The 16,563-nt window shown below is 65.0% G+C and carries 10 protein-coding genes; 9 read left to right on the top strand and 1 reads right to left on the bottom strand.

What is annotated here, in order from left to right; translation table 11 throughout:
- From BDW41_RS16825 to BDW41_RS16790, 8 genes are all read left to right on the top strand, one after another.
- The gene (locus BDW41_RS16825) at positions 1-3,273 is read left to right on the top strand and encodes a non-ribosomal peptide synthetase (protein ID WP_074549102.1); all 3,273 of its coding nucleotides are present in this window, start codon (positions 1-3) and stop codon (positions 3,271-3,273) included.
- Positions 3,270-8,741, top strand: a complete 5,472-nt coding sequence (locus BDW41_RS16820) for a non-ribosomal peptide synthetase/MFS transporter (protein ID WP_083337661.1) — start codon at positions 3,270-3,272, stop codon at positions 8,739-8,741. Before BDW41_RS16825 ends, BDW41_RS16820 begins: the two co-directional genes overlap by 4 nt.
- Positions 8,738-9,463: an alpha/beta fold hydrolase gene (locus BDW41_RS16815; RefSeq protein ID WP_074549104.1), complete on the top strand. Its 726-nt coding sequence runs from the start codon at positions 8,738-8,740 to the stop codon at positions 9,461-9,463. The genes BDW41_RS16820 and BDW41_RS16815 overlap by 4 nt, the downstream gene beginning before the upstream one ends.
- A 98-nt stretch (positions 9,464-9,561) precedes the next feature.
- Positions 9,562-11,433 (top strand): non-ribosomal peptide synthetase, encoded by a 1,872-nt coding sequence (locus BDW41_RS16810; protein ID WP_158537008.1) that lies wholly within the window; start codon positions 9,562-9,564, stop codon positions 11,431-11,433.
- Positions 11,434-11,503: 70 nt separating this feature from the next.
- Positions 11,504-11,707 (top strand): MbtH family NRPS accessory protein, encoded by a 204-nt coding sequence (locus BDW41_RS16805; RefSeq protein ID WP_074549108.1) that lies wholly within the window; start codon positions 11,504-11,506, stop codon positions 11,705-11,707.
- The gene (locus tag BDW41_RS16800) at positions 11,704-12,063 is read left to right on the top strand and encodes a nuclear transport factor 2 family protein (RefSeq protein WP_074549110.1); all 360 of its coding nucleotides are present in this window, start codon (positions 11,704-11,706) and stop codon (positions 12,061-12,063) included. Before BDW41_RS16805 ends, BDW41_RS16800 begins: the two co-directional genes overlap by 4 nt.
- A gap of 56 nt (positions 12,064-12,119) precedes the next feature.
- Positions 12,120-12,995 carry a branched-chain amino acid aminotransferase gene (locus BDW41_RS16795; protein ID WP_074549112.1) on the top strand — a complete coding sequence of 292 codons (876 nt, stop codon included), beginning with the start codon at positions 12,120-12,122 and terminating at the stop codon, positions 12,993-12,995.
- Between the two features lie 54 nt (positions 12,996-13,049).
- Positions 13,050-14,219 carry a YbaK/EbsC family protein gene (locus BDW41_RS16790; protein WP_074549113.1) on the top strand — a complete coding sequence of 390 codons (1,170 nt, stop codon included), beginning with the start codon at positions 13,050-13,052 and terminating at the stop codon, positions 14,217-14,219.
- 161 nt (positions 14,220-14,380) lie between these two features.
- Here the strand turns inward: BDW41_RS16790 and BDW41_RS16785 are convergent, their stop codons facing one another.
- Positions 14,381-15,421 (bottom strand): aldehyde reductase, encoded by a 1,041-nt coding sequence (locus BDW41_RS16785; RefSeq protein WP_074549115.1) that lies wholly within the window; start codon positions 15,419-15,421, stop codon positions 14,381-14,383.
- 140 nt (positions 15,422-15,561) lie between these two features.
- Here BDW41_RS16785 and BDW41_RS16780 point away from each other — a divergent pair, with 140 nt between their 5' ends.
- Positions 15,562-16,515, top strand: coding sequence for an AraC family transcriptional regulator (locus BDW41_RS16780; protein WP_199535361.1), 954 nt, complete (start codon positions 15,562-15,564; stop codon positions 16,513-16,515).
- Positions 16,516-16,563: the final 48 nt, after the last annotated feature.

Below are 16,563 nucleotides of genomic sequence, written 5' to 3'. Positions count from 1 at the left end.
ATGGCCGACCGATCGCCGACTGAAGCCTCGGTACCGGGCCTGTCTTTCGCCCAAGAGCGTCTCTGGATCATCGATCGACTGGTTGACGACAAGGCGCTCTATAACGCCTCGATGATTTTCAACTTGCGCGGCCCCTTGAACGCCGCCTTGCTGGAGCAGTCCATTGTTGAAGTGATGCGTCGTCACGACGTGCTTCGCACGGGTTTCGTGGACCGGCAAGGCGAAGCCGTGCGCATCGAGGCAGCGCTGCAGGCGTTTTCGCTGACCATCGAGGATCTGAGCGGCCAGGCACATGCCGCCGCCTTGGCACGGGAGCATCAACGCGCGACGCTCGACCGTCCATTTGATCTCGCGCTACCGCCCCTGCTCCGGGCGACTTTGTATCGTTTCGATGCAGGCGCGCACCAGCTCGTGCTGACGGTTCACCACATCATTTTCGACGGTGCGTCGATCGACATCTTCTTGCAAGAGCTGGGGGCCATTTACCCAGCCTTGTCGAGCGGACAACCTTCTCCCCTGCCCGCTCTTCGTCTGCAAAGCCATGATGTCGCCGCAGCTGAGCGCCTACGCATCCGGGGCGATCACCACGGGCGCCTGCTCGAATTCTGGAGTGCGGAACTGGCCGGCGAACTGCCGGTGCTTGCTCTGCCCTCGGATCGGCCGCGCCCGGCCGTGCAGACATACCGTGGGGCCACGCTGGCCATGCCCGTGTCCGCCGCCTGGATGGAACGACTCGAGCAAGCCAGTCGTCGCGAGCGCGTTACGCCCTTCATGTACCTGCTGGCTGCGTATGCGATCTGGTTGAGCCGGTACACCGGCCAGCAGGACATAGTCATCGGCGCGCCCTTCGCGTTGCGTACCGACAAGGACACGCGCGACCTGATCGGCTTTCTGGTCAATACGGTGGCGATGCGCATCAAGGTGGATAGCCGGGTGTCGTTTCGCCAGCTTCTTCGCGACGTTCGTACCCGCTGCATCCACGCTTACGCGCACGGCGAATTCCCATTCGGCGAACTGGTCGGCGCTCTTGGCGTCCAACGGGAGCTCGCCCACTCGCCGGTATTCCAGACCATGCTAGTGGTGCAAAACGTGCGGCCGTCCGTACAGATCGCACCCGATGTGAGCATCGGCTACGCGGGAGAAGTGCCGACCGACCGCGCACGTTTCGACATCGCTTTGGTGCTCGATCCGCTCGAAAGTGGTGTCACCCTCTCGCTGGAATACAACATCGATCTTTTCGACGCATCGACCGCGCAGCGGATGCTGGCGCATTTCGACGTACTGCTTTCGGCGGCCGTGGACCGGCCCGACACACCTGCGAACGCGCTCCCGCTGCTCGACGCCACCGAACGCGATCGCGTCATCCGCCGCTGGAACGAGACCGACAGGGACCGGATCGATGGCGTGGCGCATACGCTCTTCGAGGCGCATGCGCGCAGCCACCCGGAAGCCATCGCCCTTGTCTCCGGTCATGCGACATGGACCTACGGCGAACTCGATCGGCGCGCCAATCAACTGGCGCACGCGCTGCGTCAACGGGGCGTGCGTCCCGAGGTTCCCGTGGGCGTGCTGCTGGAGCGCAGTCCCGAACTTGTCTGCGCGATGCTCGCCATCTTCAAGGCTGGCGGCGTCTACCTGCCACTGGATCCCGGTTATCCCGACGAGCGTATCGCCTTCATGATCGAGGATGCGCGCCCTGGCCTGGTGGTGACCGGCCAAGGCACCAGGGGACGCATCGATGCACTGCTTGCCGCACGGGCCCGTGCGTCCGCCGTCTGGGATTGGCAGGCCGATGGCGCGGCGCTCGAAAGCCAGCCGACAGGCGCACCAAGCCAAGGGCCTGCGCCGAGCGACCTGGCGTACATCATCTATACGTCCGGCTCGACCGGTAAACCGAAGGGCGTCGAGGTCACGCACGACGCGTTTTTCAACCTGGTCAAGGCGAAGATCGAGGGATTCGGCGTCTACGCACACAGTTGCGTCCTGCAATTCGTTTCGTTCGGCTTCGATGTTTCCGTATCGGACGTCTGCATGACCCTCGCGGCCGGCGCGCGACTCTTGCTGCGCCCCGCCGATGTCGTGGGTGGGGAGCCGCTGGCGCGACTATTGCGCGAGCATGGCGTGAGCGTGATCGTCCTGCCGGCATCCGTGCTGGCGACGATACCGCCGGAACCGCTGCCGGCGTTGGCCTCCGTGATTGCGGGCGGCGAGGCCTGTTCCGCCGAACTGGTGGATCGTTGGGCGGAGGGCAGGCGCTTCATCAATGCCTTCGGGCCCACGGAAGCCACCATCTGCACGACGATGGCGCGCTGTGTTCCGCACGGCGGAAAGCCATCCATTGGCCGGCCGATCCCGCACGCTCAGGCCTATGTGCTGGATGCGAACCTGGAGCCAGTGCCGCCGGGAGTGACCGGCGAGCTCTATATCGGCGGCGCGGGCGTGGCGCGCGGTTATTTGGGCCGACCCGCGCTGACTGCTGAGCGGTTTATCCCTGATCCGTTCGCCGCGCAACACCCGGGTGCACCAGCAGGTGCGCGGCTCTATCGCACCGGCGACCACGCCCGATACCTGCCGGACGGTTCGATCGCCTTCGTAGAGCGCATCGATGATCAGGTCAAGATCCGGGGCTTCCGCATCGAGCTTGGCGAGATCGAGGCCGTTCTTCGGCAACACCCGCACGTGCAGGACGCCGTGGTGACCGCTCGGGCGCATAGCATCGGCGGCAAGCAGCTGGTGGCCTATGTCGTCGCGCAGCACGGGGTTGCGATCGAGGATCAGGCGCTTGCGTCGCATCTGCGCACACGCCTGCCGGAGCACATGGTTCCGGCGGCCATCATTCCGCTCGCGGAATTCCCCCGTACGGCCAATGGAAAGATCGACCGTCTCGCCCTGCCCTCGCCAGAGGCGTTGGGCCACGCCGCGACGCGGGAATACGTCGCACCGGGCACGCTGACGGAACAAATCCTCGCCGCCCTGGTAGGCGAGGTGCTTTCGTTGGACAGGGTCAGCGTGGAGGACGACTTCTTCACCCTGGGCGGACAATCCATTCTTGCCGCGCAGGTGATGGCGCGCGCCAGCGAACGCTTTGAAGTTCCGCTGTCGCTGAGGCTCCTGTTCGAGTCGCCCACCATCGCCGCGCTGGCACTGCGCGTCGAGGACGCGCTGATCGCACAGATCGAGGCGATGGACGCCGCCGACGTGGCCCAGGCGCTGGCCCAGGACGACAGCGAAACACTGGCGGACACGTCCGCCGGCCAAGGAAACACCGAATGAGCACACTCGGATCGGACATGGATGCCCGTCGTCGCCTGCTGGAACAACGCCTTCGCAAGGCGCAGTCCGGCCAAGCGGAAGCGCCACGCATCACACCTCGGCCCGCCGATGCCGGCATTCCCCTGTCGTCCATCCAGCGGCGCCTTTGGTTCCTGGATCAATGGCAGCCCGGAAGCGCCGCTTACAACGTGCCGGTCGCGCTGGCCTTGCACGGTCGCGTCGATGCCGCTCGACTGGAGCGGGCGCTGCGGGATGTGGCGCGCCGGCACGAGATATTGCGCACCACCTATCGCGACGACGGCGGCGAGCCCGCGGCAGTCGTCCATGACGAGCACGAGCTCAGTCTCCGTGTGATCGATACCCATGCCAGCACGGCACTCGATCAGCTGGCGTCTCTTGCGACGGCGGAGGCCAGCGTGCCTTTTGCGCTGGATCGCGAACTTCCGGTGCGTGCCGTTCTGTGGCGTTCGGGCACAGATGAAAGCCTATTGCTGATCAATCTTCATCACATCGCAGCCGACGGCTGGTCGGTGGGCGTGTTATTGCGCGAACTCGGCAAGTCGTACAACTCGGGGGGCGACGGAGAAACGGAGCGCCGGCCAACCCTGCAATACGCCGACTTCGCGTACTGGCAGGCACGGCAGCTGCACGGCGAGGTCCTCGAGCGCCAGCTCGGTGTCTGGCAACAGCGACTGGCCGGCGCACCCGCGTTGCTCGAGCTCTCCACAGACCGCCCACGTCCGGCGACGCAGGGGACGTCCGGCGCCATCCACACGTTTCGTTTTGACGCCACGACCCAGGAAGCGCTGAAGGCATTCGCGCTGCAGGAGCGCGTCACGCCCTTCGTCATTTTCCTCGCGGCGCTCGGCGCGCTATACCGCCGTTACAGTGGACAGGGCGACCTGGTGATCGGTGCGCCGGTCGCCGGCCGCGATGCGCCCGAGTGGGAAGGCCTGGTGGGCTGCTTCGTCAACACCCTGGCCATGCGCGTGCGTCCTGGCCGGGCGAGCAGCGCGCGCGAACTGATACGCCAGGTCCAGCAAGAGTGGATGGCCGTGGTCGACCATCAGACCCTGCCTTTCGATAAGCTCGTCGAAGCCGTGGCGCCCGAACGCCAGTTCGGCCACACGCCGATCTTCCAGACCATGCTGTCGATCAACAATATGCCGCGCGCGCGCCTTGACCTGGATGGCGTGGCCGCGCATGACGTGCCGATCGATACCGGCACCGCGAAATTCGACCTGAGCTGGGCCATCGACGATCTCGCCGAAGGACTGAGCGGCTCGGTGACCTACAACACTGATCTTTACGATCGCGAGACCGTGGTGCGAATGGCCCGGCACCTCGATCGCCTTCTGCTGAGCATGCTGCGCCGGCCGGATGACACGCTCGCCCTGCTCGACTGGATTGATGGCGACGAACGCCATGCCTTGCTGGTCGCGTTCAACGACAGCGCGGTCGTTTATCCCGTGGTTCGTGACATCGTCGAATGGTTCGCGGCCCACGTCGCCCGCACTCCGGACGCGCCAGCGGTAATGCACGAGGACGCGCGCCTGAGCTACCGCGAACTCGACGCATGGTCCAACCGCATCGCGGCGCTCCTCCGGTCGGCTGGAGCAGGCGCTGAGCAGCGCGTGGGCCTGTACATGGAGCGTACGCACGCGACGGTGGCAGCCCTGCTCGGCATCCTCAAGTCGGGTGCGGCCTACGTGCCCATCGACGCCACTTATCCGATCGATCGCGTTCGCTTCATGCTGGAAGACGTCGGCGCCACGCTGTGCCTGACCGAATCGCACTTGGTCGCCCCACTCGAAGCGACGGGTGGCATTCATGCCATCTGCATGGATCGGGACGAAGCGCTGATCGCCGCCCAACCTGATGTAGCCGTGCCGGTAGTCCATCGTACCGATAACCTGATGTATGTGCTGTTCACCTCGGGCTCGACCGGCCGCCCCAAGGGTGTGGGCGTCGAACACCGGCACTATCTGAACTACCTGCATGGCGTCATGCGTCGGCTGGCGGTACAGCAGGGTAGCCATTTCACGATGGTGTCCACCTTCGCGGCAGACCTGGGCACTACCATGCTGTACGGCGCCCTGAGCAGCGGAGGCTGCGTGCATGTCATGTCGCATGCGCGCGTCACCGAGCCACTGGCGTTTGCCGACTACATGCGCACGCACCGCCCCGACGTGCTGAAGCTGGTCCCCAGCCACTTTGAAACGCTGTGCTCCATGGCGCCGATCCATGACCTGCTGCCGCAACGTTGCCTGGTCTTTGCCGGCGAGGCCTGCAGTTGGCAGACCGTGAGCGATGTCCGCACGGCCAGGCCGACGCTCAACATACAGAATCACTACGGCCCCACCGAAAGCAGCGTGGCGGCACTGACCTACACGGTTGCCGCGGAGCAACCGACCAGGGTCGGCACCCTGCCGCTGGGGCGTCCGCTGGGTAACGTACAGGCCTATGTGCTGGATGCCGAGCTGCAACCGCTCGCCATTGGCATCCCCGGCGAGCTGCATATCGGTGGCGCCGGCATTACCCGCGGCTACCTGGGCCGCCCCGCGCTCACGGCAGAACGCTTCGTGCCTGATCCGTTCGGTCCGCCCGGCAGCAGGCTCTATCGCACCGGCGACCTGGCGCGCGTGCGCAGCGACGGCATGGTGGAGTTCCTGGGGCGTATCGACCATCAGGTCAAGATTCGCGGATACCGCGTCGAAACCTCGGAGATCGAAGCACTGTTGCGCCACGACGCCGTGCAGGAGGCGCGCGTCATCCTGCGCGAGGACACGCCCGGCGACAAGCGGCTTGTCGCCTATCTGGTGATGGCCGACGCCACGCAGCGCGAGCACGATCGCGAGGTCATCGACGCACTGCGCCTCTCGTTGCGGGCCGCGCTGCCCGACTACATGGTGCCCACTGCCTTTGTGCCCATCGAGCGGCTACCGCTCAACGCTAATGGCAAACTAGACCGCTTCGCCCTTCCCGCGCCCAGCCACGAACGCCAGGTCGCGGCCCATGCGCGCGCACCACGCAATGCGCTGGAAAACGAAATCGCCGCAGCATGGGCCGCCCTGCTCGGCTTCGACGACTTCGGCATCGACGAGAATTTCTTCGACCTGGGCGGCGACTCCTTCAAGGCGGTCCGCGCCGTGCGCGGCATCGGCCGGGGACTGAGCGTGATGGATCTGTTTCGTCACCCGACCGTGGCGGAACTGGCCGATCATCTCGCCCAGGCCGAATCGAGCCACGAAGGCTTGCTGCACCGGCTCACGCCACGCGATGCACGCCAGGATGGCATCACCTGGGTGTGCGTACCGTTCGGCGGCGGTAGCGCCATCTCCTACCTGGCGCTGTCGACCTGCCTGCCGGAAAGCGACGCGCTGCACGCCGTGGAACTGCCCGGACACGACTACGCGCGGCCCGACGATCCGCTGCAACCCTTCGACGCTGTCGCCAGGCAATGCGCGGAGGAAATCCAGCGCACCATCCACGGGCCAGTATTGCTGTACGGCCACTGTCTCGGCGCGGGCATGGCCGTGGCGATCGCGCAGCAGATGGAAGCACGTGGTGCCGACAACGTGCTCGGCGTCATGGTAGGCGGATCGTTCCCCATTCCGCGCCTTCCTGGCACGATCTTCGACGCCATCAGCCGTGTGCTGCCCACCGATGGCCTGGTCTCCACCCGCTCCATCCTGGATGGGCTGCTGGTCACCGGTGGCGCCTCCGGAGACGAAGACCCCAGGGAGCTGGAATTCCTGGTGCGCAACATGCGCCACGACGGACGGCAGGCGGAGGATTTCTATACGCGCCACTATCGCGCGATCGACGCCGCCCTGCTCAAGGCGCCGCTGGTCTGCGTAGTCGGCGAGCGTGACCGCGCCACCGAATTCCATGGCGAGGAATACCTGGAGTGGCAGCGTTTCAGCCGTGACGTGTCGCTGGAAATCATCCCTGGCGCCGGACACTTCTTCCAGAAACATCAGGCGCGCGAACTGGCGGAGCTTGGAACGCGGCAGGCCCGGCGCTGGCGACACGGCACGACCCAGACATCCAGGCCCACAGCGCCGTCCAGGGCGTCGGCGCACGTGCCTGCCTCGACGCTGGCAACCTTCTTGCTGGTTTCGCTGGGCCAGCTCGTATCGGTGATCGGCACCGGCCTGTCCACCTTTGCGCTGGGCGTATGGGTGTATCAGCAGACAGGCGTCGTCTCCGATTTTGCGATGATGTCGGCGATGGGCATCCTGCCCGGCATTCTGGTATTGCCCATCGCGGGCGCCGTGGCGGACCGCTGGGACAGGCGCAAGATCATGATGATCTGCGACCTGCTCGGTGTGCTGGTCGTGGCGGCCACTGCCGTGCTGGCCTGGACGAGGGAACTCCACGTCAGCACGCTCTACGCCGTCGCCACGCTGAGCGCCATCGCCAGCGCGTTCCGGCAACCGGCCTATACCGCCGCCATCGCACAGCTGGCACCCAAGCGCTACCTCGGTCACGCCAATGGCTTCGTCCAACTGGGCGGCGCGTCGGGCCTGCTGATCGGGCAGATGTTCGGCGGTTTGCTGATGCTGCGACTGGGCCTGGACCGCATCCTAGTGCTGGATATTGCCAGCTACGCGATCGCGTTCGCCACGCTGCTCGCCGTGCGCTTTCCTTATGCGCTGTTCCGCCGGCAAGAAGAGCCGTTCTGGAAGGAGGTGACGCAAGGCTGGCGCTACATCCTCAAGCGCCACGGCATGATCGCGCTGGCGGTGTTCTTCGCGCTGGGCAACTGCCTGGCCAGCATGGTGCTCGTCCTGGTGACGCCACTGGTGATGGCGTTCTCCACCACCGCCACGCTGGGTACGGTGATGGCCATGAACGGCGCAGGGATGCTGGCCGGCAGCCTGGCCATGAGCTTGTGGGGCGGCTTGCGGCGCCGTGTCGTCGGCATGGTCGGCTTCGTCGCCCTGTTCGGCGTATCGGCCGTAGTCCTCGCAGCCCGACCCGCAGCGATCTATCCCATGATCGGCATGTTCGGCATCGGCGTATGCACTGCCTTCATCAATGCGCACTGGCTTTCATTGGTGCAGGTGAAGGTGGGTCTGGAACTGCAAGGGCGGGTGATCGCAGCCAACCAGATGCTGGCCCGCTCGCTGATGCCGCTGGGCACCTTGCTGGCCGGATGGATGGTCGACCAGGTGTTCCAGCCCATGCTTGCCCATGCCCAGATCGCCTCCTTCGCCAGGCACTGGGTGGGCACGGGCGCATCGCGCGGCACGGCGGTGATGATCATGATCGTTGGCCTGCTCTCCGTCATGCTCACTGCGCTTGGCCTGCTCTATCCACCGCTGCGGCGCCTGGAGGAAAGCCTGCCTGACGCCATTCCCGACTCAGTCATTCTGGACAAGGACACCATCCAACGGCAGGCCGACGAGACGCTCGCCAAGGCCACACAGCCTGTATCGACGGCGGAGGGATCGCTGTCGTGAGCCTGCCCACACTCTTCTGTTTTCCTTTCGCGGGCGGCAGTTCGTGGAACTTCCGGCAACTCGCCGGCCAGTTGCGCGGCCGCATGGATGTCGTACCGATTGATCTCCCGGGTCGCGGCCGCCGGCGCGCGGAGCCCTGCATCGACACCTGGCCTGAGCTGGAGGCCGCGCTCACTGCCGAACTCCGTCCACAACTGCGCGAACCCTGCGCGTTCCTGGGCTACAGCTTTGGCGCACTGGTCGCATTGAACGTGATGCATCGCCTGGCGGCGGACGACACGCCATCCGCTTCCCTGCCGAACGCACTGGTGGTCTGTGCATTGCGCGGTCCGTCCGCCATCGCGCACCCGCAACTGCTGCATCGCATGGATGATCGCGCCATGTTCGAAGCCCTGCGCGACCTGGGCGGCATTCCGGACGAGCTGCTGGCGTCACCCGAACTGGTCACGCTTTCCGCGCCATCCATGCGGGCGGACCTGCGGCTGTTCGAAACCCATGAGAGGGCACGTGTTCCGCTACGTGTCCCGATATACGCCTACTACGGCAACCAGGATGCAAGCGTGGGCGAAGCGTTCGCCGCCTGGCGCAAGGAAACCAGCGCGTCATTCCAGGCGCGCGAGTTCGATGGCGGCCACATGTTCGTTCATCAGCATGTGACTGCCCTTGCCGACGCCCTCGTGGCGGATCTGGCCGGCAGCGGCGAGCGCAGGCACATCGTATGAGGGCAGCCGCGCGGCCGACAGGCGGCGCGGAGGCAAGGAATGACGATACGGTCCGCCTGGCGCGGACCCATGCATGGCAAGGTCTGAGGAGGATCAGGATGGTCGACCGAATGCTTGCAAGCGCGATACCCGCCAAGGCATCGGGCATGAGTGTGGCGCGCAACAACCATGCGCCCTTTCCACCTGCGCCGTCCCTTCCTGTGGCATTCGCGCAGGTGGTGCGGGCCATGCCGGACAAGCTCGCCATCATCCATGGCGAAATGCGTTTGAGCTACGGTGAACTCGACCGGCTGGCCGACGTCACGGCGCGCGCACTGATCGATCGGGGCACGCAGCGCGGCGATCGCGTCGGCCTGCATATGGACCGTTCTGCCGCAGCCATCGTCGCGATGCTCGCGATACTGAAGGTGGGCGCGGTGTACGTGCCGCTCGATCCGGCGGCGCCTGACCAGCGTCTTGCCGCCCAAGCAACGGCGGCCGGCATCGGGATACTGGCCCTTGCCGAAGGCGCAGCGGCACCCGCCTGGTTCACCGGCAGCCTTGTGATTGTCGATGTTGCATCAGTCGGCACAGCACCGCTGATCGCCTTGCCCAACCTTCATCCGCTCGAGCTGGCCTACGTCATCTATACGTCCGGTTCCACGAACGAAGCCAAGGGTGTGTGCATTCCGCATCGGGCGATACTCGATCTGGTCACCGGCGCAAGCTACTGCGGCTTCCAGCCGGACGACGTCGTCTACCACGGTATGTCCATCGCGTTCGATGGTTCCACGTTCGAGATCTGGGGTGCCCTGCTCACCGGCGGGACCCTGGTCGTGGCGCCCCCGCGCATCTCCGGCAAGGAGATCGGCGACCTGGTCGCCGCGCATGGTGTCACCGTACTGCTGCTCAGCACGGGCGTATTCAACGCATTGGGCGGCGAAGCCCTGTCGCGCTTGCACAGCGTTCGCGTGCTTCTGGCCGGAGGCGACGTGATGTCGCCCGCCGCGGCCAGCCAATTCCTGCGGTGCGGCGGCCTCGCGCTGGTCAACGGCTATGGCCCCACCGAAGTCACCACGTTCTCGCATTGCCATGTCATGACCGCCGAGGTGCCCGGTGACACGGCGATTCCCATCGGCACGCCAATTCCCGGCACCGCCGCCTATGTGCTGGACGACGACGGGCTGGCCGCAGCGCTCGGTGCCGAAGGCGAACTGTTCATAGCAGGCACCGGACTGGCTCAGGGCTACCTGGGCAACCCGGCACTCACGGCGGAGCGCTTCCTGCCCGATCCCTTCGCTACGGATGGCTCGCGCATGTATCGCACGGGCGATCTGGTACGCCAGGCAGCCGACGGCCGGCTGGACTACCTCGGCCGTATCGATACCCAGGTGAAGATACGGGGCTTTCGCGTAGAGCTTGGCGAAATCGAAACCTGCCTGCGCGCCGTCGATGCGCTTGCGGACGCCTGCGTCATCCACCTGAAGCAGGCCGCTGGCACTCAGTCGCTGCATGCGTTCGCGGTAAAGCGCGGCGACGCCGGCCCGGTGGACGAAGCCTCGCTGCTGCAACACCTGCGCGGCTCGCTGCCCGGCTACATGGTGCCGCGGGACGTCGCCTTTCTCGACGCGTTGCCGTTGACCATCAACGGCAAGGTCGATCGCCGGGCACTGGCGGAACATATCGATGCCCGCGGCAAAGGCGCGCCGGGCGCGGCAGCCCCCTCGGCCGGCGCCACGGACGCATTGGCCCAGGCCTTGCTCGATGGCATGCGCCGGTTGCTCGACCAGCCGCAGATCCAGGCCAGCGACAACTTCTTCGATATCGGCGGCGACTCGCTGAGCGCCATGCGTTTCTGCGCTGCGGTGAGCGAACAGCACGGCATCGACGTGCCCCTCGTCACCGTGTTCGAAGTGGATTCGCTCGAAGAGCTATTTTCCCGCGTGCGCGCGCTCAAGCACATCGATCACGAATCGGCCGCGTCGGCCTGAGCTGCCGAGGGCTTTCCTGCGGCGACGCGTCTACCACCTTCCGATGAACGGATATCAAGGGAGACACCCCATGCAAACTGGCGAAGATCAATTCATCGTCGTCCTCAATGACGAGCTGCAGTATTCCATCTGGCCCGCCGGGCGCGACATACCCCTGGGATGGCGTGCCGAAGGCTTCCAGGGCGCGCGCGCCGACTGCCTCGCGCATATCGAGCGCGAATGGACCGACATGCGCCCGCTCAGCGTGCGCCGCCACGCGGAGGCGAACGCATGAGCGCGCAACCGCCGGTCAGCTGGTTCGAAGACCTGTTCCATGTGATCGACACCGCCACATGGAGCGACCTTCCGCAGTTCTTCCACGCCGACGTGGTGTACGAACGCCCGGGCTATCCGCCCATTGACGGCATCGACGCCCTGCTCGCTTTCTACAGCTCCACTCGCATCGTGGCCGAGGGCAAGCATTCGCTCGATGGCGGCCTGCGCGAAGGCGGCAGCGCCATCTGCTGGGGGCGCTTCCAGGGTCGCTCCAAGACTGGCGAGGTGCTCGCCGAGCGCTTCGCGGACGCCTATGAGCTGGAGAACGGGGTCATCAGGAAACGCACCACCTACTTCTTCCGCGCGGCGATCTAAGAGCGAAGGCGGCAGTCGCGAACGGTTCGCGGTCGACTGACATTCTGGAGGCACCCATGGATGCCCTGTATTGGCATGGAGATGGCTGGACCATCGAACACCGGCCCTTGCTTGGCCTGAGCGACAACAGTTTCTGGATGGGCAACAGCGTCTTCGATGGCGCCCGGGCCTACGACAACGTCATCCCGGACCTGGACCTGCATTGCGAACGCCTGCTTCGCTCGGCCACGCACATGCTCATGAAGCCCTCGCTGGATGCGGCTACGCTGGCGGCGCTCTGTCGCGATGGCGTTTCGCGTTTCGAGCCGGGCGCGGAGCTCTACATTCGTCCCATGTTTTTCGCGCGACGCGGCTTCATCATTCCCGAACCCGACAGCACCGAATGCGCCATCGTCATCCATCGCGCGCCCATGCCATCGCGCGCGGGATTCAGCGCATGCTCCTCGCCGTTCCGCCGACCGCGCCCCGACATGGCGCCCACCCTGGCGAAGGCCAGTTGCCTGTACCCCATGACCCAGCATGCATTGCGTTACGCGCAGCAACGGGGTTTCGACAACGCCCTGATGTGCAACGCAGACGGTGACGTGGTGGAGTTCTCCACCAGCAACCTGATGATCGTCAAGGACGGCGTCGTCCACACCCCCGTGCCCGATGGCAGCTTTCTTGCGGGCATCACCCGTGCACGGGTCATTGGCCTGTTGAACGAAGCAGGCATTGGCGTGGTGGAGCGGCGCATCGCGCTGCCGGATGTGCTGGATGCGGACGAGGTGTTCAGCACCGGCAACTACGGAAAGGTTCTACCCGTACACCGCATCGACGAACGCCACTTCGCGCGCGGCCCCGTCACCGAGCTCGCGCACCAGCGCTACCAGTCCTTCGCGCGCGAGCAAGCACGTACGTATACAGATCCGCGGGTTGCCGCCACCGCCTGACGTTCAGCGGTCCCACCTCAGACGCATCCATCACACCATCGGCAAGGATTGACCATGGCTCAGATTTTGACCGAAAGGACGCTCGATCGCGGTACGCCGCCCCTGCTGTCCGTGCACGCTGCCGCATCCGCCGGGCATCCCGCCGCCGAAGCCATCGCCCACTGGGCGCGGGACTATCTGTGCGCGCCACATCCGCAGCTCGGCCGCAATGGGCCCATGTGTCCGTTCGTGCCCGGGGCGCTGATGAAGAAGCTCATGTTCGCGACCGTCTACGAAGAGGGCGACCTTGACATCGATGCGATCAAGGCCATCCTGCTGCGAGAGATGGAGCGCTTCATCGAGCTCGAGCCCGTGTCAGGCAATGAGGCCCAGTTCAAATCGCTCATGGTGCTTTTTCCTGGAATCGCCGAACGCGATGTCGCGGAGCTGATCGAGGCCGCGCAGGCCGACCTGCAACGGCATTTCGTGCCCAACGGCCTGATGGTCGGCGAGTTCCATGCCGGGCCACCAGATAAACGGGGATTATGGAATCCGGAGTTTCGTCCGCTATACAGTCCGGTGCCGATGCTGGTGATCCGGCACATGGTGCCGACCGACATCCTGTTCCTCAAGGACAGCCCGCATCTGTTCAGCGAGTATGTGAAGATCTACGGCAACGCGGTACCCGAACGTTTTCGCTCGCACTATGAGGAGGCCGCTCAGCGGTATGGCATGACCACTCCATCGCAAGACCTGCCCCACGCCGCACCGCGCATCATCGACGCGCTGGGTGCCGCCGGCACGCCGTACAAGGTGCATCGTCACGACGACTTCGAGCGCCCCATTCGCTCGCCGAAAGACTTCGCCGATGCGTTGGGCTATGACCTCTCCCGCATCACCAAGACCCTGTTCCTGAAGAGCCGCGACGAGGAACGCCACTTCCTGGTGGTCTGCGGCATGGACAAGCGAGTGGATCTCTCCAGACTCGCGGCCGGGCTCGCCACCCGGCGACTGGAGATGGCCCCGCTGTCCGACCTGCAGGATCGGGTGGGCTATCCGCCCACTTCAGTAACGCCGATCGCCGTACCGGACATCCCGGTATTCATCGACGAAACGCTGCTTGCGCACGCCACGGTGCTGACGGGCGCCGGTGTGCCGCGCGTGGAGATCGAGCTTTCCCCGGCTGACCTGAAGGCACTGTGCCGGGCGCAGCCGGTGCCATGCCATGCCTCACCTACCTACTGACGGCTCACTCAAACTTCGCCAATCGTCATACTTAATGAGCGGCGAGTGGCCGTGAGCGGCACGGCTGGCCTGAAAATTTGCCTGATTTCGCTAGCCGCGTGATTTCAACGCGGCACCACGGCTGTTCAATAACCGCGGACAATGAGTGGACATCGCCAACCTTAAGCACCGCGCAGCAACCCGAATCGAACAAGGCTCTCGGCCGTGGCAACGATGGCTTCCTCGCGCGGACGCGGCGCCCAGCACAGTAGCCGGATGGCTTTTTCACTGGTGGCGTTGAGGTTCAAACCCAGCAACGGCACGGATCCTTTCAATGCCGGATCCTTGAACGCACCCAGGCGCACCAGCCAGTTGGGCAGCGTTCGTGTCGATACCCGACGCGCGACCGGCCCCATGCGTTCTTTCAAGACCCTGGCAACATCGGCCAGCCACATGCTCTCACCGGCAATGGCCAGGAAGCGTTCGCCCTTGGCTGCTTCGTGCGTCATGGCGCGCAGGTGCAGGTCAGCCACATCCCGCACGTCGACAAAGCCGCAATTGATCCTGGGGTTCCCGGGCTGACCATCCATGAGGCTCTTGATCAATCGGATGGAATGGGAATAGTCAGCGCCGAGCACAGGGCCCAACACCGCAACCGGGTTGATCGCGCTCAACTCCAGCCCTGCTCCCTCGCGGCCAACGAAGTCCCAGGCCGCCCGCTCCGACAAGGTCTTGGACTTCTGATACGGCCAGACATTTTTATTAGTCAGGTCGCTCCAATCGGTTTCATTGAAGGGACGCGTCATTGGCCCATGTCCAGCGCAGATCGCTCCGAAGGCCGAGGTCAGCACCACGCGCCGGACCCCTGCGTCACGCGCGGCGCGAAGCACGCGCAGGTTCCCGTCGACTGCGGGCCTGATCCAATCGTCTTCGCTTGTTTGATGTCCGGTGGGTGTTGGCGAAGCGCCGTGCATGACGTACGTGCAACCGGCCGCGGCCTCTGCCCAGCCGTCGTCGGCGCCCAGGTCCGCTGCGACGAATGACAGGCGATCGCCCGGTTCGGCGCCACCCGCCTTGAGGTGCTCGCGCACTTCCGCTTCTCTCGCCAGTGAACGAACGGTGGTTCGTACACGATAGCCACGCGCCAGCAATGCCAAAATGCAGTGCTGCGCGATGAATCCGGTGCCGCCGGTGACGAGCACGAGTGCGTCTTTGTCGTTCATGTAGCCTTCCATAAGGGCATCGCCGAGTGGGTATCCGTGGCCATTGCTTCAATGGCGCGGACGAAGATGGCGAAGGCTAAAGTCGGGCTATCGGATTTGTAATGCTTCATAGTGCGGCTTGCTTGCGCGATAGTACGAACATGAGCGCCGACCCCTTCTCCGACATCCTCAGAATCACGAACGCCAAATCGCTGATGACCGGTGGCTTCACCGCCGGCGGTGCATGGGCCATCCGTTTTCCTGCCCCGGACAAGATCAAGTTCTTCGCCGTCGTGAAAGGCGCCTGCTGGGTCTGCATCGACGGCGAGGCGCAGCCGATCCGTTTTGAAACCGGGGACGTCGGCCTGCTGACTGCGAAACGCTCGTTCGTTCTGGCCAGCGATCCTGCTGTGGCGCCCGTCGATGCGATGAGCGTGTTTTCCCGTGCGGGAACGTCGTCGGCCGTGCTGGGCGACGGCCGTGATTTCGCGCACGTCGGTGGACATGTCTTGCTGGATCCTGCCGGCGGTCGACTGCTGTTGGACGTGCTGCCGCCGTGGATTCACGTCCCGGCTGCATCGCCCCAGGCAACGACCTTCCGCTGGCTGCTGGATCAGCTCGTGGAAGAACGGGCGGCGGGTCTGCCTGGCGCGCAGCTTGTCTCGGCGCAACTGGCGCAACTTCTTTTCGTGCAGATTCTGCGCGCTCATCTGAAAACAGTGGGCCCCGTGTCGGGATGGCTGCGGGCATTGAGCGATCCGCGCATTGCTCCTGCGCTCCGGTTGATGCACGGCGACCCTGTGCGCTCCTGGCGTCTCGACGAGTTGGCCGAGGCCTGCGCCATGTCTCGCACGACCTTCGCCGTCCATTTCAAGAAAAGTGCGGGTGTCGCACCGCTGACGTATCTGGCCGAGCGGCGAATGCGTCTTGCCGAACGGACGTTGCGGGAAAGAAGCACGCCAGTGGCAGTTATCGCGCAATCGCTCGGATATGCATCCGAGAGCGCGTTCAGCCATGCCTTCAAGCGCATGACTGGCCAGTCGCCCAAAGCGTATCGCCATGCCTCGCGGGCTATCGCAGCCGACGCTGTCGAGGGTGTGGGCGACTCCGTCTAGGCGTTCACTGCGCGAGCGCCCGAGACGATCCAGCCTTTGCCCTTACAG

This window comes from Dyella sp. AtDHG13, assembly GCF_003201105.1.
GTDB lineage: Bacteria > Pseudomonadota > Gammaproteobacteria > Xanthomonadales > Rhodanobacteraceae > Dyella > Dyella jiangningensis_B.
The sequence above is the reverse complement of the archived record's forward strand: the minus strand, read 5'-3'. Positions and strand labels throughout refer to the sequence as shown.

What these genes read in the sequence shown, in the direction of transcription:
- BDW41_RS16780 (WP_199535361.1), top strand. Translation starts at nt 15,562, where the DNA reads ATGAGCGCCGACCCCTTCTCCGACATCCTCAGAATCACGAACGCCAAA.
- BDW41_RS16800 (WP_074549110.1), top strand. Translation starts at nt 11,704, where the DNA reads ATGAGCGCGCAACCGCCGGTCAGCTGGTTCGAAGACCTGTTCCATGTG.
- BDW41_RS16810 (WP_158537008.1), top strand. Translation starts at nt 9,562, where the DNA reads ATGGTCGACCGAATGCTTGCAAGCGCGATACCCGCCAAGGCATCGGGC.
- BDW41_RS16805 (WP_074549108.1), top strand. Translation starts at nt 11,504, where the DNA reads ATGCAAACTGGCGAAGATCAATTCATCGTCGTCCTCAATGACGAGCTG.
- BDW41_RS16785 (WP_074549115.1), bottom strand. Translation starts at nt 15,421, where the DNA reads ATGAACGACAAAGACGCACTCGTGCTCGTCACCGGCGGCACCGGATTC.
- BDW41_RS16795 (WP_074549112.1), top strand. Translation starts at nt 12,120, where the DNA reads ATGGATGCCCTGTATTGGCATGGAGATGGCTGGACCATCGAACACCGG.
- BDW41_RS16790 (WP_074549113.1), top strand. Translation starts at nt 13,050, where the DNA reads ATGGCTCAGATTTTGACCGAAAGGACGCTCGATCGCGGTACGCCGCCC.
- BDW41_RS16820 (WP_083337661.1), top strand. Translation starts at nt 3,270, where the DNA reads ATGAGCACACTCGGATCGGACATGGATGCCCGTCGTCGCCTGCTGGAA.
- BDW41_RS16825 (WP_074549102.1), top strand. Translation starts at nt 1, where the DNA reads ATGGCCGACCGATCGCCGACTGAAGCCTCGGTACCGGGCCTGTCTTTC.